This window comes from Stenotrophomonas sp. STEN013 (genome assembly GCF_056760355.1).
In genome coordinates, this window is the sequence record NZ_JBRREO010000002.1 from 1 (window position 1) to 18,429 (window position 18,429).

Genomic DNA, 18,429 nt, shown 5'->3' on the forward strand with positions numbered 1-18,429 from the left:
GGCGCTTTGTGGTGGGGGCGGCCCCGCCCCACATTTTCTTTTCGGGCTCGCTGTTTCACCGGGGCCTCCGTCCCCGGGGGCGCGGGGCGCCGGCCCCGCCAGCGCGCCGCCCCGGGGGGGGGGGCGTCGGAAGGTTCAGGCGGTTTCCACCACCGCGGTGGCCGCCGCCGGCTGCGGTGCGGAGCTGCGGATCAGGTGATCGAACGCCCCCAGTGCGGCGGTCGAGCCGGCGCCCATGGCGATGATGATCTGCTTGTACGGCACCGTGGTGCAGTCGCCGGCGGCGAACACGCCCGGCACACTGGTCTGGCCGCGCTCGTCGATGACGATCTCGCCCCGGTTGCTGAGTTCCACCGTGCCGCGCAGCCACTCGGTGTTGGGCAGCAGGCCGATCTGCACGAAGATGCCTTCCAGTTCGACCCGGTGCGAATCGCCGCCGACGCGGTCGGTATAGACCAGGCCGTTGACCTTCTGGCCGTCGCCGAGCACTTCGGTGGTCTGCGCGTTGAGGATCACCTTCACATTGGGCAGGCTGTACAGCTTGTCCTGCAGCACCTGGTCGGCACGCAGCTTGCTGTCGAACTCGAACACGGTGACGTGGCTGACGATGCCGGCCAGGTCGATGGCCGCCTCGACGCCGGAATTGCCGCCGCCGATCACCGCCACGCGCTTGCCCTTGAACAGCGGACCGTCACAGTGCGGGCAGTACGCCACGCCCTTGTTGCGGTACTGGTCCTCGCCCGGCACGTTCATCTGCCGCCAGCGGGCGCCGGTGGACAGGATCACCGTCTTGGATTTCAGCGAGGCACCGTTCTCCAGCTGTACTTCGACCAGACCATCGGCACCGGCCGGCACCAGCGTGGTGGCGCGCTGCAGGTTCATGATGTCCACCTCGTACTCGCGCACGTGGGCTTCCAGTGCGGCAGCCAGCTTGGGGCCCTCGGTGTGCTGCACCGAGATGAAGTTCTCGATCGCCAGGGTGTCCAACACTTGTCCGCCGAAACGCTCGGCAGCGACACCGGTGCGGATGCCCTTGCGCGCGGCGTAGATCGCCGCGGCCGCGCCGGCCGGACCGCCGCCCACCACCAGCACGTCGAATGCGTCCTTGGCCTTGATCTTCTCGGCCTCGCGGGTTGCCGCGCCGGTGTCGAGTTTGGCGACGATCTGCTCCAGGCTCATGCGGCCGGAGTCGAACATCTGGCCACCCTGGAACACCATCGGCACGGCCATCACCTGGCGCTGTTCCACTTCCTGCTGGAACGCCCCGCCCTCGATCACCGTGGTGCGGATCTTCGGGTTGACGATCGCCATCAGCGCCAGCGCCTGCACCACGTCCGGGCAGTTGTGGCAGGTCAGCGACATGTAGACCTCGAAATCGAACGACTGATCGATGGCCTTGATGCTGTCGATCACGTCCTGCGCCACCTTCGGCGGATGGCCGCCGGTCCACAGCAGGGCCAGCACCAGCGATTCGAACTCGTGGCCCAGCGGCAGGCCGGCAAAACGCACGCCATGGTTCTCGCCTTCGCGGGCGATCACGAACGAGGGGGTGCGGGCATCGGTGCCGGTGGCATCGAGCGTGATCTTGCCGTTGCCGGCGGTGACGATGTCGTCCAGCAGGCCGCGCATGTCCTGGCTGGCGGCGCTGTCATCGAGCGAGGCGATCAGGCGCAGCGGTTGGCGCAGCAGGCCCATGTACTGCTGCAACTGGGTCTTGAGGGATTCATCAAGCACGGCGCAACTCCTTGGATCGGGGCAAAACGGGGGGGAGGGCACGGTTGCGGGGCAACGTACCGGTTGAAGTAGGGGTGAACCGCACCGGACTTTTCCGGCTGGCCTGCACGCCGCTGGCTGGCGTCAAACCCGGTGCGGTTCACCCCCACGCCCGCCGCACAGGCGGGGTGGGAGTGCCCGTGAGAGGAGCCGGATTTCCGGCCCCTCGCCACGGAGCTGCGGCGCTTAGATCTTGCCGACCAGGTCCAGCGACGGGGTCAGGGTCTTCTCGCCTTCCTTCCACTTGGCCGGGCAGACCTGGTTCGGGTTGGCGGCGGTGAACTGGGCAGCCTTCAGCTTGCGCAGGGTCTCGGAGACGTCACGGGCGATCTCGTTGGAATGGATTTCCATGGTCTTGATCACGCCTTCCGGATTGATCACGAAGGTGCCGCGCAGGGCCAAGCCTTCTTCCGGAATGTGCACGCCGAAGGCGTTGGTCAGCTGGTGGGTCGGGTCGCCGACCAGCGGGAACTGCGCCTTGCCCACGGCCGGCGAGGTTTCATGCCACACCTTGTGCGAGAAGTGGGTGTCGGTGGTGACGATGTAGACCTCGGCACCGGCCTTCTGGAACTCGGCGTAATGCTCGGCGGCGTCTTCGATCTCGGTCGGGCAGTTGAAGGTGAACGCTGCCGGCATGAAGATCAGGACCGACCACTTGCCCTTCAGCGAGGCGTCGGTGACTTCGATGAACTTGCCGTTGTGGAACGCGTTGGCTTTGAACGGCTGAACCTGGGTGTTGATAAGGGACATTGAAGATTCCTCTGGGTTGAAGGGGTGGGGTGAAGCGTTGGAGCAAAGACTAATAGGCGGGATCTTATAAAACAAATGAATTGAATGCATCGGATCAATAGGTTGATGCTATCGATCCCGTTTCATCCACTGCCCACGCGGCCTGATATCGGGGGCGTTACCGGGTTTCCAAGGCGGTTCCGGCTGAACCTGAATGATCTGGCATAGGCAGGCTTTATCCATCGCCCCGCGATGGCGGTAGGCAGCGCCGGGCGCGGTGACTATCCTCGCCCCCTTGGAAAATTCCCGCGAAGAGGTAGAGAAGTGTCCACGGTGAAGGTTGCCGAGCTGTTGCGGGAAGCCGCTACGCGTCTGTCCGGTGAAGACGCCCGCCATGAGGCCGAACAGTTGCTGCTGCATGTGCTGGGGGTGGAGCGGGCCTGGCTGTTCGCCCATGCCACCGACGCGGTGGCCGACGAGGCCCGGCAGCGGTTCGAACTGCTGCTGCAGCGCCGGGCCGAGGGCCATCCGCTGGCTTATCTGACCGGCCGGCGCGGTTTCTGGACGCTGGACCTGCAGGTCAATACCGCCACGCTGATCCCGCGCCCGGAAACCGAGCTGCTGGTGGAACAGGCGCTGGCACGGTTGCCGGCCGATGACATGGTGCGGGTGGCCGACCTGGGCACCGGCAGCGGTGCGGTGGCCCTGTCCATCGCCAGCGAGCGCCCGTTGGCGACGGTGATGGCCACCGACGTGCTCGGCCCGGCGCTGGCGGTGGCGGTGAAGAATGCGCAGGCGCATGGGCTGGACAATGTCTGGTTCCGTCGCGGCCACTGGTACGCGGCGCTGGGCGCGGACCGCTTCGACATGATCGTCAGCAATCCGCCGTATATCGCCGCCAACGATCCGCATCTGCAGCAGGGCGACCTGCGTTTCGAGCCGCCGCCGGCGCTGGCCTCGGGCGCCGACGGGCTGGATGCGATCCGCGAGATCATCGCTGGCGCGCACGAACACCTGGTGCCCGGCGGCTGGCTGCTGCTCGAACACGGCCGGGACCAGGGCGCCGCGATCCGTGACCTGCTGGCGCAGGCCGGTTTCACCAGCCTCGGGACCGTGCAGGACCTGGAGCGGCGCGACCGGGTCACCCTGGGGCGTTGGCCCGGCTGATAGCCGGCGGCGCGGCTGTGGCGCATGGACTACAGCGACACGTGGCGGTTGCGCCAGGCGCGCCCGCGGTTCGACGGATGGCTGCTGCGGGATCGGATCACCGCGGCCCGCGATCGGTCGCGGTTGGTGTCCCGCCGGAGGGGCGCTGAGCGGGCAGTCGTCCCCGGGCGCTGCGCTAGACTGTGGGGCCTGTTTCCAGCGAGGTTGCCATGCGCACGCTCTATCCGGCCATCGAGCCCTACGACACCGGCACGCTTGCCGTTGACGACCGCCACACCCTGTATTTCGAGCAGTGCGGCAATCCGAACGGCAAGCCGGTAGTGATGCTGCACGGCGGCCCCGGCGGCGGCTGCACCACCAAGATGCGCCAGTTCCACGACCCGTCCAGGTACCGCATCATCCTGTTCGACCAGCGCGGCTCGGGCCGTTCCACGCCGCACGCCGATCTGGTGGACAACACCACCTGGGACCTGGTCGCCGACATCGAGAAGCTGCGCGAGCAGCTCGGCGTCGAGAAGTGGCAGGTGTTCGGCGGCAGCTGGGGCTCGACCCTGGCGCTGGCCTATGCGCAGGCCCACCCGCAGCGGGTCACCGAACTGGTGCTGCGCGGCATCTTCATGCTGCGCCGCTGGGAACTGGAATGGTTCTACCAGGAAGGTGCCAGCCGCCTGTTCCCGGATGCGTGGGAGCACTACCTCAAGCCGATTCCGGCGGTGGAGCGGCACGACCTGATCTCCGCCTTCCACCGCCGCCTGACCAGCGAGGACGAAGCCACCCGTCTGGCTGCCGCACGCGCCTGGAGCGTATGGGAGGGCGCGACGAGCTTCCTGCATGTGGATGACGACTTCATCAACAGTCACGAGGATCCGCAGTTCGCACTGGCCTTCGCCCGCATCGAGAACCACTACTTCGTCAACGGCGGTTTCTTCGAAGTGGAAGACCAGCTGCTGCGCGACGCGCACAAGATCGCCCATATCCCGGGCGTGATCGTGCACGGCCGCTACGACGTGGTGTGCCCGCTGGCCAATGCCTGGGACCTGCACAAGCTCTGGCCCAAGGCGCAGCTGCACATCACCCCGGGCTCGGGCCATTCGGCGTTCGAGGCCGAGAACGTGGACGCGCTGGTGCGCGCCACCGATGCGTTCGCCGCCTGAGCGGATGCGCCACTGAAGTGAAAACGGGCGGCCTGGGCCGCCCGTTCGCGTTTCCGGCCGGGTTCGCTCAGGCCAGGGCCAGCAGGGCTGGCTGCAGGGCGCGGAAGATCCGCTCCAGGCGCGCCGCCCAGGCGTGCTGGCCGGCGGCCCCGGCGATCAGGTCCTGGCGAATCTCCAGTTCCACATGCACCAGTCCGCGGCCTTCGCCGTGCACCGGCACCGCGTAGTCGCTGCTGCTGTTGACCGAATACGGCTGGTTGTCGCCGACCACCAGGTCACCCTCGTCGCGCAGCGCCCGCAGCAGGGCCTTGGCGAAGCGGGTGTCGCGGTGGTACAGCACGCCGGCGTGCCAGGGGCGCTGTACGCCGTCCATCGCCGGGGTGAAGCTGTGCATCATCACCAGCAGCGTCGGCAGGCCGGCGTCGCGTCGGCGCGCCAGTTCGGCTTCGATGCGGGCGTGGTAGGGCGTGTGGATGGTGTCGATGCGCTGCCGGCGCTGCGCCTCGCTCAAGCCGAGATTGCCGGGAATGGCGGTGCCGTCGCTGGTTTCCGGAATCAGCGTCGGTGACGCCAGCGGCCGGTTGCAGTCGATCACCAGCCGCGAATAGGTCTGCTCGATCGCCCACGCATCCAGCCGCCGCGCCAGTTCACGGGTGGTGCCGGCGATGCCGATATCCCAGCCGATGTGGCGGTCCAGCTCGTGCGGCGGCAGCCCGAGAATTTCCAGCGTCGCCGGCACGCATTGGCCGGCATGGTCGGCCAGCAGCAGGAAAGGCGAGCGGCCGTGCGGGTTGTGCACGGTGAACACGGCCGGATCGCTGCTGCCCAGCAGCGGGACGGGGCGGGTATTGCCCGAATCAGCCACGTGGGGTGCCATCCAGATGGTGTTCGATCATCCACAGCCCGGCCCAGAGCTTGGCGTCCAGCTCGTAGCCTTCGCCCATCTTCTCCACCAGCCAGGCGGCGGCGCGGGCACGCGGGATCTCGTGCACGGTGATGTCCTCGCTGCCATCGCCACCGCCGGCACCGACCTTGCGCAGGCCGGTGGCGCGGACGAAGGCGATCTTCTCGCTGCTGGCGCCGGAGGAGGTGGGGCCGATCATCAGCACCTCGGCGTGCGCGGCGGTCCAGCCGGTTTCCTCTTCCAGCTCGCGCACCGCCGAGGCCTCGATCGACTCGCCGGCGTCGATGTCACCCACCAGCCCGGCCGGCATCTCGATGGTGCGCGCCTGCAGCGGCACGCGGAACTGTTCGACGAACAGCACATTGTCGGTCGGGGTGACGGCGATGATGATCGCCGCCAGTCCACCGGCATGGGTGCGCTCGGAATATTCCCAGCTGCCCCGCACCAGCATGCGCTGGTATTTGCCTTCATAGACGACGCGGGGTTCTGCGGTGTTGTGATTCATGCGAACTCGTTGACGGAAGCGGGAGGGGATTCCAGTCCGGCCGCGGCCAGCAGCCGGCGCCGGGTCATCGGGCCGAAACGCAGCGCCTCGCACAGCCCGCCGAGCATGTCGGCATCGGCCTGGGTACGGAGGAAGCCGGGCTGCGCGGTGGCCAGCGGCGCGTCCACGGCAATGGTGGTCAGCTGGCGGAAAAGCAAGGCCTGCTCGCGCTGCTCACGCAGGCGCGTGGCCATCGTGGCCGCACCGCGCAGGCGCAGGAACGGCACCTCGTCGATGCGTTCGAGCAGCGTGTCCAGGCTGCCGAAATGCGCCAGCAGCACCGCTGCCGATTTGGCGCCGATACCGGACACGCCGGGAATGTTGTCCACCGCATCGCCGCACAGCGCCAGGTAGTCGGCAATCTGATGGGCGTGCACGCCGTGCCGGGCTTTCACCCCGGCCGCGTCCCAGCGCTGGTTGCGCGCGTAGTCCCACTGCTGGTCGTGGTCGCCCAGCAGCTGCGAGAGGTCCTTGTCGGCTGAGATGATCACTCCGCGCAGCGGGTGCGCGCGCGCCGCATGCAGCGCGCTGCCGATCAGGTCATCGGCCTCGTAGGCGCGGTCGCCCAACACGTTCAGGCCCAGCGCGGCGCACAGTGCCTTGCAGTGGGCGAACTGGCGGCGCAGTTCTTCCGGGGCCGGATCGCGGTTGGCCTTGTAAGCCGGGTATAGCTGATGGCGGAAGCCGCTGTCCAGCGCCTCGTCGAACGCCACGGCGATGTGCCGTGGACGCTCGCGTTCGAGCAGGTCCAGCAGAAAACGGGAAAAGCCATGTACCGCATTGACCGGCCAGCCCTGGCTGTCCTGGAAGTCGTCCGGCATCGAATGCCAGGCGCGGAAGATGTAGATGCTGGCATCGATCAGGTACAGCGGTTGCGGCACGGCGGCTGCGTTCACGCCTGCCAGTCCTGCAGCAGCACCGCCGGATCGGGGCGGTCGCGTTCGGGTGCCTGCAGCTTCGGTGTACCGATATGGATGAAGCCGACAATGCGCTCGTCTTCGGTCAGACCCAGATATCGCGCCACTTCCGCGTCATAGGCCATCCAGGCGGTCAGCCACTGCGCACCGAAGCCGAAGCCCTGGGCGGCCTGCAGCAGCGCAAAGCAGACGCAGCCGGCGGTAAGCAGCTGCTCCTGCGGTGGCACCTTGTCCTCCTGCAGCCGCGCGATCACGGTGATGATCAGCGGGGCGTGCGAGAAGCGCAGGCGGTCTTTCTCCACCGCGGCCTCGGCCACCTGCGGGTTGCGCTCGCGGCTGCGGCGGGCGAGGAATTCGCCCAGATTGTGACGGGCATCGCCGCGCAGGCGCAGAAAACGGAACGGCACCAGCTTGCCGTGGTCGGGTACGCGGACCGCCGATTGCAGCATGCGCAGCACGGTGGCGTCGTCCGGAGCGGGGGCCTCCAGCAGCCGTGAGGGAACCGAGCGGCGCTGGTCCAGCGCTTGCAGGAAGCAGTTGTCGGGCATGGGGGCTCAGACAGGGAAAACGGCCATCGATTATAGACGTCGGGGCTCTCGGGGCCGGTTGTGACGGGCTGCCCGCCAATTCTGTGCACTGCGTCCGCATGGCTGAATGTGCGCAGATTCGCCAACAACCGGCGTGCCGCTTAGCATGGCACTCCATACCGGGACGCCGGTCACGAGGTACGAAGTGCGCACTCCATCACTGACCCTGTTCAGCTTTCCCGCCTACCATGTGCGGGCGGAAACAGGGATAGCGTCCGTCCACTCTTATCTGATACCCAACAACCGAGCGTTTGTCCGGGTGTGGAGCTGTTGCGCATGATGTCCAATCCGCATCCGTCCGGGCACTCCGGGCAAAACCGGGCGCTGCTGGTGCAGGTGCGCAACGCCGTGCTGCCTGCGCTGGGGGCCTCTTTCGGCAAAGTGCTGGCCGGTTTTGACGATGCCCTGTTCGATCGCGCGGAAGGTGCCGGCGCATCCCAGCTGTTGTTCCTGGATGGCATGCGTGAACTGCGTCGTCGCCGGGAGGAAATCGGCACCCTGTTCAACACCCATCTGCGCAAGGCGTGGGATGCGTTGGAGGCGGGTACCGTTCAATCGGCTGAGAGCGTACTGGCCGGTCAGACCGAGGGTGGGCTGAGTCTGGTACCCGAACATGTGCTCGAATCGCGGCTGGCGGTGCGCAATTTCGCCACCGTGCTGCTGCGCGACTGGAAGCCGGTGCTGGCGCGGATCGACCGCCGCCTGGCCTGGATCGGGGGCGTTGCCGAACTCGATGCCGATACCAACCCCATTGGTGCCGAGCACATCGGTGTGGCCGTGCACGAGGCGTTTTCCACCTGTGATCTGGCGCCGGAAGTGCGTCTGGTGCTGATCAAGCTGTGCGAGCGCGAGTTCGCGCACATGATCGGCAAGGTCTACCAGAGCCTGGACGAGCAGCTGGCGCAGGCCGGCGTGATGCCGGAGATTTCACAGCCGCGCCGCGCCGCGCCGCGGCCGGCCGCGCAGGTACCGTCGTCTGCCGCGGAGACCGGAGAGGACCTCTACGATCCGCAGCAGGCCCCGGCGTGGGCGCGCCGGTTTGTCGATCGCTGGAGCCAGCGGCGCGGTGCGATGTCGGCCGCCGAGTCCGGCGGATATGGCGCTGGTCATGGCGAGCCAGGCGCCGGTCCCGCCAGCCCTGCCGTATTGCTGGAGGCGCTGCAGGAACTGTTGGCGCAGACCCGCCACGTACGCGAGGACGCCACCGCGGCCGCGCAGGTGGCGGTCGGCCAGCAACGGCCGCTGAGCCAGCGCGAAATGATGTCGGTGCTGTCGCTGCTGCAGGCCACCCCCAGTGCCACGCTGCGTGCGGCCGTGGGCGAGGACGGCGAGTCGCTGGCGCAGCGCCTGAAGAGCGAGGTGCTGTCCGGTGCCACCCAGCTGGGCGTGGACCCGAGCCAGGCCCGTCTGGACCCGCAGGACGAGGACGCGATCGATCTGGTCGGCATGCTGTTCGACGTGATGCTGGACGAGCGTGAGCTGGAAGGCCGCTCGCGCGAACTCATTGGCCGTCTGGTGGTGCCGTTCGTCAAGGTGGCGCTGCTGGACCGGCGGATGTTCGTGCAGAAGACCCACCCGGCGCGCAAGCTGCTCAATTCACTGGCCGAAGCCTGTGAGGGCAATACCGGCGAAAGCCCGGCCGAGCGGGTGCTGATGGGCAAGGTCGAGGAGATCATCGAACGCCTGATTGCCGAGTTCAACGAGAACCTGGCGATTTTCCTGACCCTGGAAGAAGAATTCCGCGACTTCCTGGGCCAGCACCGCCGGCGTATCGAAATCGCCGAGCGTCGTGCGGCCGAGACCCAGCGCGGCCAGGAAAAGCTGGAACTGGCTCGCACCCGTGCTGCCGCCGAGCTGGAAAAACGTCTGGCCGGCGCGCCGTTGCCCGGTGCCATCGCCGATTTCCTGCGCCAGCCGTGGAGTCATCACCTTACCCTGAGCCTGCTGCGCGAAGGCGAGAGCGGCGAGGGTATCGACGAGGCGCTGGCGCTGGCCGACACGATGCTCGAAGAAGTGGCCGAGGCGCGCCGGCATATCGTCGGCAAGCTGTGGCTGCAGACCAGTCAGCCGGTGTTGCGCAAGGTGTTTGCCAGCGTCGGCCTGCACGGCGAGGCCAGTGTGGTGGCCATCGACGCGCTGCATGACACCTTGCAGTCCATCGCCGAGGCCCGTCCGGAACTGGAGCGGCCGTTGCCGGAACTGCCGCAGGTGGCGTTGCCCACTCCGCCGGCCCCGGAGAATCCGGCCATCGAACTGGGCGGAGCCGCGCACGCGCAGGATTTCGACCACACCGATGCCGACCGCTTCCGTCATATGGAAATCGGCACCTGGCTGGATTTCGTCGACAAGGATGGCAAGGTCCAGGCCGGCAAGCTGTCGTGGGTGAGTCCGATCTCCTCGCGACTGCTGTTCGTCAACCGCCGCGGGGTGCGTTTCTGTGTGGCTTCGCCGGAGGAACTGGCGGTGATGGTGCGGCTGGAGCGGCTGCGCCCGCACATGGACGATGGCGCCTTCGACAGCGCGATGCAGGGCGTGATCGACCGGCTCGATCCGCAGACCGCCACGCTGCACTGATTCCCTTCACCGGCGGCGGCTTTGCTACGATCCGGGGCGGCAGATGACTGCGCATCGGGGACGGGTATGGCCGTTGATGTAAGCGTGTTGAAAGAAGCTGCACAGGGCGAGCGGCGGGTGGCCGCCACGCCGGAAACCGTCAGGAAACTGCTGGCCGCCGGTGCCCGGGTGCATGTCCATCCCGGAGCTGGCAGTGCTGCCGGTTTCACCGACCAGGCCTATCGCGAGGTCGGTGCGCAGATCAGCGATGCGCTGGAATCGGCCGATGTGGTGCTGTGTGTACAGGCACCGCCACCGCCGACCATCGCCCAGCTCAAGCCCGGCGCGGTGCTGGTGGGCATGCTGCAGCCGCAGGCCGATCCCGCGCGCGCCGACGCACTGCAGGCCCGCCAGTTGCAGGCTTTTCCGCTGGAAAAATTGCCGCGCACCACGCGTGCGCAGGCCATGGATGTGCTCAGCTCCCAGGCCGGCATGGCCGGCTACAAGGCGACCTTGATCGCCGCGCAGCTGGCGCCGCGGTTCTTTCCGATGCTGACCACGGCCGCCGGCACCATCCGTCCGTCCAGGGTGCTGGTGGTGGGGGCAGGGGTGGCGGGTCTGCAGGCCATTGCCACCGCCAGGCGTCTGGGCGCACAGGTGGAGGGTTTCGATGTGCGTCCGGAAACCCGTGAACAGATCCAATCGCTGGGCGCAAAATTCCTGGATCTGGGCGTCAGTGCGGCCGGTGAGGGCGGCTATGCGCGGCAACTCACCGAGGACGAGCGGGCCGAACAGCAGCGCCGTCTGGCCGAGCATCTCAAGAGTGTGGATGTACTGATCTGCACCGCCGCGGTACCGGGCCGGCCGGCGCCGCGCATCATCAGCGCCGCGATGGTGGCCGGCATGAAGCCCGGTAGCGTGATCGTCGATCTGGCCGCGGAAACCGGCGGCAACTGCGAAGCGACACAGCCGGGGCAGACGGTGGAGGTGGGCGGCGTGACCGTGGCCGGCCCGCTCAATCTGGCCAGCATGGGCGCGGTGCATGCCAGCGAGATGTACGCGCGCAACGTCTACAACTTCGTGGCGCTGTTCCTTAAAAATGGCGCGCTGGCTTTCGACTGGAACGACGAGCTGCTGGCCAAGACGGTGTGGCCTGCGCGCCCGGCCGGCGGCGAGATTCCGCCGGTCTGAGCCTCCCCTCCCGGGGAGGGCACCTGTGCCGGCCGGGCCGGCGCAGCCGGGCTCAGGGCTCGGAACGCGCCGGTGGCGGATTGGCCTGCACCCACTGCCGGCGCTGTTCGGGCGTCATCTTGTGCCACTGCTCGCGCAGCTGCTGGCGCTGCTGCTTGTCCATGCCGCGCATCCTGGCGAACAGCGCCTGCGCGTCGCGCCGCTGCTCGGCCGTCATGTGTTCGAACCGGTGCATGCCACGGCGGGCCTGTTCGCGCTGCTCGGGTGTCATCTGCTGCCAGCCGCGGGCGTGTTCGTACATGCGCTGGCGGCGCTCGGGCGATGCGTTCCAGCGGTCGCGGACCGGGGCGATCAGGGTTTCGCGCTGGGCGGGAGTGAGTTGCTCCCATTCGGGCAGCGTCTGGGCGGCCAGCGGGGCGCTCAGGCACAGCAGCAGCGGGATCAGCACGCGGGGCAGGGAGGTTGTCATCGTCTTCATTCCATCGCCAGGGCGTCCGAGCCCAGCCACAGGTACAGCTCCGGGCTCTGCTCGAACAGCAGGGTGTCATCGGGGATATCGCCGGCATCGTCCGCCAGCACCGGCGCGGCGGGCGGCGGGGCGCGGTCGAACTGCAGCGCCGCGGTAACGGCAAGCACCGCCGAGCAGGCGGTGGCCAGCCACCAGCCGCGGCGTCGCCAGGGGGATGTCGCCTCAGCCGCAGTGGCCTGTCGGGCACCCCGCAGGCGGGCCAGGGTGTCGTGCGACAGCGCGCCATCGGCGTGCTGCTGCAGCAGCTGCAGCCGGTGGTCGAACTGATCGGGGGGTGTGGGCAGGCGGTTCACCGCGTGGCCTCCAGTTGTTTCTGCAATGCGTCGCGCGCGCGCGACAGGTGGGTTTTGACCGAGCCTTCCGAACAGCCCATCGCTCTGGCGGTGGTGGCGACATCCAGCTCCTGCAGCACGCGAAGGCTGAAAGCTTCGCGCTGGCGGGCAGGCAGCCGCCGCAACGCCTGCACCAGCCGCGCGTAGTCCTCGCGCTGCTCGTGCGCCTGTGCAGGACCGGCGGCGTGGTCGGCCCAGTCGATGGCACTGTCCTGGTCCTGTTCGTCCTGCGGTGCCCAGAACTTCAAGCGGAAGCTGCGGCGCCGCTGCAGGTCGATGATGCGCCGGCGCAGGATGCTCCAGAACAGCGGGGTCCATTCCTCGGGCGGCTGGTCGCGGTAGCCGAGCATCCGCTCCATCGCGTCCTGCACCGCGTCCAGCGCGTCCTCGCGCTGGCGCAGACCGGCCTCGGCGAAACGGAAGGCGCGCGGGCCGACCCCGGCCAGAAATACGTCCAGCGAGGCCGGTGCCGCGGCAGATGGCATCAGGGGTGGACTGGTCACCAGCACAGGGTAGCGTTCCGTGGGGTTCTGGATGGAATAACGCCTGGGCGCCGGATCGGTTGACACGGCAGCGGTCGCCTCGGCTTTCGTTGCATGGTTATGATGCCGGACGGGCGCATCCAGCCTTGGAGAACACAGCAATGAGCGACGGGTTCGTAGCGTTGTACATCTTCATGCTGGCCGCGATCGCCGGCCACGTGATCATCTCGCGGGTGCCGGTGATCCTGCACACCCCGCTGATGTCCGGTTCCAACTTCATCCATGGCATCGTGCTGATCGGCGCGATAGTGGTGCTGGGCCACGCCGACACCACGCTGGAGAAGGCCATCGGCTTTGTCGCCGTGGTCCTGGGCGCAGGCAACGCGGCCGGTGGCTATGTGGTCACCGAGCGGATGCTGGAGATGTTCAAGTCCAGCAAGAAGGCCGGCAGCACGGAGGACAAGGCTTGAACCTGACAACCACGCAACTGCTTTCCTGGCTGGTGAGCGCCAGCTATCTGGTCGCGGCCACCCTGTTCCTGCTCGGTCTGCAGCGGATGGCCTCGCCGAAGACCGCGCGCAGCGGCATCCACTGGGCCGGACTGGGCATGCTGATCGCCACGGCGGCCACGTTCTTCCTGCCCGGGCTGCACAACCTCGCGTTGATCGCGCTGGCGCTGGGGCTGGGCACCGGACTGGCCTGGGTATCGGCCAAGAAGGTGGCCATCACCGACATGCCGCAGATGGTGGCGCTGTACAACGGCATGGGTGGCGGGTCGGCGGCGGCGATCGGTGCGGTGGAGCTGCTGCGCTTCGCCGACGTCGCCGGCCGGGACACCCGCCACTGGAGCGCGCAGGCCATCGCCGATCTGGCGGCGCGGCAGCCGTCCGCGACGGTGCTGACCTTGGCGGTGATCGGCTCGGTGATTGGCGCGGTATCGCTGTCCGGTTCGATCATCGCCTGGGCCAAGCTCGACGGGCGCCTGGACAAGCGCGTCACCTTCCCCGGGCAGCAGGTGTTCAACCTGCTGGTGGCGGTGGCGATGCTGGTGCTGGGGGTGTGGGCGGCGATCAGCCTGCAGCCGCTGGCGATCATCGGCTTCTTCGCCGTGGCGTTGGCGCTGGGCGTGCTGATGACGCTGCCGATCGGTGGCGCCGACATGCCGGTGGTGATTTCGCTGTACAACGCCTTCACCGGCCTGGCGGTGGCTTTCGAGGGCTATGTGCTGGGCAACGAGGCCTTGATCATTGCCGGCATGATGGTCGGCGCGGCCGGTATCCTGCTGACCCGGCTGATGGCCAGGGCGATGAACCGGCCGATCAGCGGCGTGCTGTTCTCCCACTTCGGCGGCGGCCAGGGGGCGGAGATCAGTGGTTCGCAGAAGCCGATCGAGGCCGCCGATGTGGCGGCGATGATGGCGTTTGCCGAGCGCGTGGTGATCGTGCCGGGTTACGGCATGGCGGTGGCGCAGGCCCAGCACAAGATCTGGGAACTGGCGCAGCGGCTGATCGAGCGCGGGGTCAAGGTCAAGTTCGCCATCCACCCGGTGGCCGGGCGCATGCCCGGGCACATGAACGTGCTGCTGGCCGAGGCCGGCGTGCCGTATGACCTGATCGCCGACATGGACGACATCAACCCCGAGTTCGCCACCACCGACGTCTCGCTGGTGATCGGCGCCAACGACGTGGTCAATCCGGTGGCCAAGACCGACCCTACCAGCCCGATCTACGGCATGCCGATCCTGGACGTGGTCCATTCCAAGAACACCATCGTCATCAAGCGCGGTAAGGGCACCGGCTTTGCGGGCATCGAGAACGCGCTGTTCTATGCTGACAACACGCGGATGCTTTACGGCGATGGTGCCGAAGCGGCCAGCTCACTGGTCAGCGAGTTGAAGGCGCTGGACGGCGGGCACTGAGGGGGCTCAATGGAAAACTACGGGGGCGGTGGTCGCCGCAGGTGGTTGCAGGTCGTCGGCGACGAGGCCGGTACAGGCAAATGATGCTGGGGGAGCGCGCAGGCCTTTCCGTGCTTCGCTGGTGGTGCAGCCGAAGGCGTGCTTGAACGCACGGCAGAACGCACTCTCGCTTTCAAAGCCCAGGGCATCGGCGATCTCGCAGACCGAAAGGTCGGTGGTGTAGACCAACTCCCACGCGCGCTGGTGGCGCAGGCGCGTGGCGTACTCGCACGGCGTCTCGCCAAACACGCTGCGGTAGATGCGGATCAGGTGGGTCGGAGAGTAGTTGGCCACAGCCGCAAGCCGGGCCAGGTCGAGACGGTCATCGATGTTGCAGCGGATCAGGTGCTGCACCCGCAGCAGGCGCAGCAGGGTCTGATGGCGACGCACCGCGGTACGTCCGCTGCACCGGTTCAGCTGGTCGTACCGTTCCTGCTGGTGCTCGATCAGTGCATCACGGAGCCAGGTCATGCTGTCCACTACCGCGGCCTCGTCGGTGCCACCGCCGAACCAGCACGCACGCGCCAGGTGCACCACGGGACGGCCGAGTTCCTGCGGGCAGCGGGTTTCGCCCGGGATCAGATTGGTGCCGCCGGGGCTGCGGCAGGGAAGCTCGTGCCACACGTGTGCAGGTGCGGTGATGCACAGCCACCAGCATGAAGTGCGGCAGGCGATGCGCAGGTTGCCATCCAGCCAGAGTTGCAGATGCCGTGAGGTCAGTTGCCAGGGGGTGTCGCCATTGCCCAGCTCCACCACCCCGCGCAGTACCCCGACGACGCTGATCCAGCCGGCGGGAATCGACAGCCTGGCGCCGCGGCTGCTGCCGGCGATGGCATGCACGCACGCCGGTTGTTGAGCCGGCAGCTCCAAGGAGTGGATGCCGTGGAGGTGATGGTGCTGGATTCTCACTTCGCTTCCGTTGCGGGCGTGCAGCCGGCGATACAGGGAAATGGCGGGGACGTAGGCACGGAACGACCCATCGACACGCTGAAAAGTACGGCGATTCAGGCTGTGGAATTCGGCCAGGAACTATCAGGTCCGTAATGTTCGTGACGGGGAGTGAAGATGTAATGAAAAAAGCCCGGACATGCCGGGCAGATCCGGAATGCCCCCTGCTTGCCCTGTTGGTATCGAGGGCTGAGCCAAGGTCTCGCCTGGGAGAGAGTTGCCAGGTTTCCGGACGGCTTTATGCTGCTTGCATGGCTCGATCAAGGCCGTGCCTGGCTTTGCATTCGGATAGACCATTGTTGCGAATTCATCTGCTTATTGTTCCTTCTGAAACTGATCGGGAGACGTGGCGGTGGTGCAGATCCAGCTTGCTCAGGCGCTCGACTACCTCAATCGCGGTCAACCACGGCAGGCAGCGGCATTGATGCGCCAGCTGTTGGAGCTGGCCCCCGATTCGGTTCAAGGCCTCCAGATGCTGGCGCTGGCGATGGCCCAGCAGGGCGAAGCCGGGACGGCACGCCAGCTGCTGGACCGGGCGACACGCCTGCAGCCGCAGTCATCCGAGCTGTGGATCAATCTGGGCAATGCCTGTCTGGAATGTCGTGATCACGCCGGCGCCGATCTTGCGTTCCAGCGTGCGCGGGCGCTGGGAAGCCAGACAGTGGCGTGTTGGCTGGGACAGGGGTTGGCGTGTCTTGCATTGCACCGTTTCGTTGAAGCCAACGACTGGTTGGCACGAGCATTCGCAACAGAGCCCGATGCTGACGATGTGCGTCTGGCCTATGCGCAATCACTTTCAGAGTTGGAGCGGTTCGACGCGCTGGCGCAGTGTCTTGATGGCGTGAATGAAGCAGGACTCAATGCAGAGCAGCAACGGGTTTTGGCTTGGCTGTGGGCGCAGGCCGGCAGGGAGCAACAGGCGTTGGCGCTCTATCGGCGCCTGCTGCAGCAGGCGCCTGGCGATCATGAATCGCGCATCCGGCTCGCCTTGCTGCTGGAACGGCTGAACCGCCTCCCCGAAGCCGCCACCGTAATTGATCAGATCGAGACGGAAGCGGCAGCGTCCGATGCCGGCATGTTCGCGTTGGCCTCGGCGCGCGTGTCGCGGCGGCTTGGCGATGCCGGTGCCGCGATCGCACGATTGATGCCTGTCTTGTCGCGCGAGCTGCCGGCCGCCATGCGGGCCCAGTTGCAGTTTGAGCTGGCCAAGTGCCACGACATGCAGGGTGCCGTCGATGACGTTATGGCGGCATTGGCGCACGCCCACGATGCGGCAGGCGCGGCGTTCCTGGAGCGTCTGCCGGATACCCGGCCTCCGGCCCCCTTGGGCTGGCTGCAGCAACGCATGCGCCATCCCGCACCCGTGTCATGGCGGGCTCCGGTTGAAGATGCGGCGCCGGTGGATCCGGTGTTTCTTGTCGGATTTCCCCGCTCGGGTACCACCCTGCTGGAGCGGATGCTGGATGCCCATCCGCAGCTGGATGTGCTGGACGAGCGGCCGGCGCTGGAGGTTGCCATCGAGCAGCTGCGCAATGACGCCCACTGGCGGGACAGCGATCTGGATCATTCGCTGGCCGCGCTCAGGCCCGCGCAGATCGTGCAGGCGCATCAGTGCTACTGGAGCGAAGTGCGCCGTCATGTGCAGCCGCGGCATCGCCTGGTCGACAAATACCCGTTGACGATGACGCGCCTGCCGTATGTGGCACGTCTTTTTCCGCAATCGGATTGGCTGCTGCTGCTGCGCCATCCCTGTGACTGCGTGTTGAGTTGCCACATGCAGGCATTCGGCATGAACGGCGGCGCGCTGGCTTTTGCGTCGCTGGAATCCACCGCGCGCACCTATGCGGCGGTGATGGCGTGGTGGGAGGAGCAGCGCCAGCGCGTGCCTGTGCGCGTGCATGTACTGCGCTATGAGGACCTTGTGCAGGAGGTGCCCGCACGGCTGGAGGCATTGATGGGGTTTCTTTCGCTGTCGACGGCGCCGGAGCAACTGGCGTCACACCGCGCGTCGGCGACGCGCACCCGACGCATCAACACGCCCAGCTACGCGCAGGTGATCCAGCCGGTCAATGCCAATGCCATCGACCGCTGGAAACGCTATCGCGCGCATTTCAGTGACGCCACGTTGGCCACGCTGGCGCCGTGGGTGGAGCGCTACGGCTACAGATGGGACTGACGCTGCGGAAAGCGCAGGTACGTCGACAGGATGTACTTGTCCTGGTCCGGCGAGGCTTGCCCCTGATGCGCGTACATCCAGTACGGCGGGAACATCAGCAACCGTCCAGCGCGCGGCGCGATCCCGGTGTGCAGGCCCGGGAACCAGGTCCGGCCACCGTTGTCGACATCGTTCAGATACCAGAGAAACACCAGATAACGGTCGCAGACCTCATTGATGGAGTCGAAGTGGGTCTGGAATTTTTCCTCGTTCCCCGCACGGTAGCGCTTGAGGATCAGCGGACTGAGCAGCGGGCTGTCGGGTACGGCGATCGGCAGGCCCACGTCGGTGTTGTAGCGGTGCAATGCCTGGCTGACCAGTTGCCGGAAGAAGGACAGAAACGGGGCATCGGACAGGCGGCTCACGTCCAGCTCGGTCCAGGCGCTGTCATCCAGGCCCGCGCGCACGCCGCGTCCGTTGCGCTGCTGGAAGCGGGCCAGCGAATTG

General features: G+C 67.1%; 18 protein-coding genes. 7 read left to right on the forward strand and 11 right to left on the reverse strand.

Features of this window, described 5'->3' with window-relative positions:
- Window positions 1–135: 135 nt before the first annotated feature.
- Together ahpF and ahpC are read right to left on the reverse strand one after the other, a co-directional pair.
- A complete protein-coding gene (ahpF, locus tag ACVOMH_RS04070) occupies window positions 136–1,734 on the reverse strand; it encodes an alkyl hydroperoxide reductase subunit F (RefSeq protein ID WP_481551157.1) in 1,599 nt (532 codons plus the stop codon).
- Between the two features lie 225 nt (window positions 1,735–1,959).
- Window positions 1,960–2,523: an alkyl hydroperoxide reductase subunit C gene (ahpC, locus tag ACVOMH_RS04075; protein ID WP_054660843.1), complete on the reverse strand. Its 564-nt coding sequence runs from the start codon at window positions 2,521–2,523 to the stop codon at window positions 1,960–1,962.
- A 303-nt stretch (window positions 2,524–2,826) separates the two neighbouring features.
- On the opposite strand from ahpC, the gene prmC reads away from it, so the two are divergent.
- Both prmC and pip read left to right on the forward strand, forming a co-directional pair.
- Entirely contained in the window at window positions 2,827–3,669 is an 843-nt protein-coding gene (prmC, locus tag ACVOMH_RS04080; protein WP_481551158.1) for a peptide chain release factor N(5)-glutamine methyltransferase, read from the forward strand.
- A 209-nt stretch (window positions 3,670–3,878) separates the two neighbouring features.
- The gene (pip, locus tag ACVOMH_RS04085) at window positions 3,879–4,823 is read left to right on the forward strand and encodes a prolyl aminopeptidase (protein WP_481522799.1); all 945 of its coding nucleotides are present in this window, start codon (window positions 3,879–3,881) and stop codon (window positions 4,821–4,823) included.
- A 67-nt stretch (window positions 4,824–4,890) separates the two neighbouring features.
- Here the strand turns inward: pip and ACVOMH_RS04090 are convergent, their stop codons facing one another.
- The 4 genes from ACVOMH_RS04090 to ACVOMH_RS04105 are packed head-to-tail and all read right to left on the reverse strand — an operon-like array spanning window position 4,891 to window position 7,736.
- Complete coding sequence (locus tag ACVOMH_RS04090; protein WP_481551159.1) at window positions 4,891–5,700, reverse strand: N-formylglutamate amidohydrolase; 810 nt, start codon at window positions 5,698–5,700, stop codon at window positions 4,891–4,893.
- Window positions 5,681–6,232, reverse strand: coding sequence for an NUDIX hydrolase (locus ACVOMH_RS04095; protein ID WP_054659947.1), 552 nt, complete (start codon window positions 6,230–6,232; stop codon window positions 5,681–5,683). Before ACVOMH_RS04095 ends, ACVOMH_RS04090 begins: the two co-directional genes overlap by 20 nt.
- Window positions 6,229–7,176: a 5'-3' exonuclease gene (locus ACVOMH_RS04100; RefSeq protein ID WP_096144951.1), complete on the reverse strand. Its 948-nt coding sequence runs from the start codon at window positions 7,174–7,176 to the stop codon at window positions 6,229–6,231. The genes ACVOMH_RS04095 and ACVOMH_RS04100 overlap by 4 nt, the downstream gene beginning before the upstream one ends.
- A complete protein-coding gene (locus tag ACVOMH_RS04105; RefSeq protein WP_481522801.1) occupies window positions 7,164–7,736 on the reverse strand; it encodes a nitroreductase family protein in 573 nt (190 codons plus the stop codon). Before ACVOMH_RS04105 ends, ACVOMH_RS04100 begins: the two co-directional genes overlap by 13 nt.
- Before the next feature lie 315 nt (window positions 7,737–8,051).
- Here ACVOMH_RS04105 and ACVOMH_RS04110 point away from each other — a divergent pair, with 315 nt between their 5' ends.
- Complete coding sequence (locus tag ACVOMH_RS04110; RefSeq protein ID WP_481551160.1) at window positions 8,052–10,349, forward strand: DUF1631 domain-containing protein; 2,298 nt, start codon at window positions 8,052–8,054, stop codon at window positions 10,347–10,349.
- A gap of 66 nt (window positions 10,350–10,415) precedes the next feature.
- Window positions 10,416–11,519, forward strand: coding sequence for an NAD(P) transhydrogenase subunit alpha (locus tag ACVOMH_RS04115; RefSeq protein WP_481551161.1), 1,104 nt, complete (start codon window positions 10,416–10,418; stop codon window positions 11,517–11,519).
- Window positions 11,520–11,571: 52 nt separating this feature from the next.
- On the opposite strand, the gene ACVOMH_RS04120 is transcribed toward ACVOMH_RS04115, so the two are convergent.
- The 3 genes from ACVOMH_RS04120 to ACVOMH_RS04130 are packed head-to-tail and all read right to left on the reverse strand — an operon-like array spanning window position 11,572 to window position 12,865.
- Window positions 11,572–11,988 carry a DUF3106 domain-containing protein gene (locus ACVOMH_RS04120; protein ID WP_425480570.1) on the reverse strand — a complete coding sequence of 139 codons (417 nt, stop codon included), beginning with the start codon at window positions 11,986–11,988 and terminating at the stop codon, window positions 11,572–11,574.
- Window positions 11,989–11,993: 5 nt separating this feature from the next.
- Window positions 11,994–12,341 (reverse strand): hypothetical protein, encoded by a 348-nt coding sequence (locus ACVOMH_RS04125; protein WP_481551162.1) that lies wholly within the window; start codon window positions 12,339–12,341, stop codon window positions 11,994–11,996.
- Window positions 12,338–12,865, reverse strand: coding sequence for an RNA polymerase sigma factor (locus ACVOMH_RS04130; protein WP_054657974.1), 528 nt, complete (start codon window positions 12,863–12,865; stop codon window positions 12,338–12,340). The genes ACVOMH_RS04125 and ACVOMH_RS04130 overlap by 4 nt, the downstream gene beginning before the upstream one ends.
- A gap of 158 nt (window positions 12,866–13,023) precedes the next feature.
- Between ACVOMH_RS04130 and ACVOMH_RS04135 the strand changes: the two genes are divergently transcribed.
- Window positions 13,024–13,332, forward strand: coding sequence for an NAD(P) transhydrogenase subunit alpha part 2 (locus ACVOMH_RS04135; RefSeq protein ID WP_481551163.1), 309 nt, complete (start codon window positions 13,024–13,026; stop codon window positions 13,330–13,332).
- Window positions 13,329–14,780, forward strand: coding sequence for an NAD(P)(+) transhydrogenase (Re/Si-specific) subunit beta (locus ACVOMH_RS04140; protein ID WP_481551164.1), 1,452 nt, complete (start codon window positions 13,329–13,331; stop codon window positions 14,778–14,780). The genes ACVOMH_RS04135 and ACVOMH_RS04140 overlap by 4 nt, the downstream gene beginning before the upstream one ends.
- A gap of 6 nt (window positions 14,781–14,786) precedes the next feature.
- Here the strand turns inward: ACVOMH_RS04140 and ACVOMH_RS04145 are convergent, their stop codons facing one another.
- Window positions 14,787–15,728 carry a helix-turn-helix domain-containing protein gene (locus ACVOMH_RS04145; RefSeq protein WP_481551165.1) on the reverse strand — a complete coding sequence of 314 codons (942 nt, stop codon included), beginning with the start codon at window positions 15,726–15,728 and terminating at the stop codon, window positions 14,787–14,789.
- A gap of 394 nt (window positions 15,729–16,122) precedes the next feature.
- On the opposite strand from ACVOMH_RS04145, the gene ACVOMH_RS04150 reads away from it, so the two are divergent.
- The gene (locus ACVOMH_RS04150; RefSeq protein WP_481551166.1) at window positions 16,123–17,943 is read left to right on the forward strand and encodes a tetratricopeptide repeat-containing sulfotransferase family protein; all 1,821 of its coding nucleotides are present in this window, start codon (window positions 16,123–16,125) and stop codon (window positions 17,941–17,943) included.
- Here the strand turns inward: ACVOMH_RS04150 and ACVOMH_RS04155 are convergent.
- A complete protein-coding gene (locus ACVOMH_RS04155; protein WP_481551167.1) occupies window positions 17,928–18,389 on the reverse strand; it encodes a 2OG-Fe(II) oxygenase in 462 nt (153 codons plus the stop codon). The two genes, ACVOMH_RS04150 and ACVOMH_RS04155, sit on opposite strands and share 16 nt — an antisense overlap.
- Window positions 18,390–18,429 lie beyond the last annotated feature (40 nt).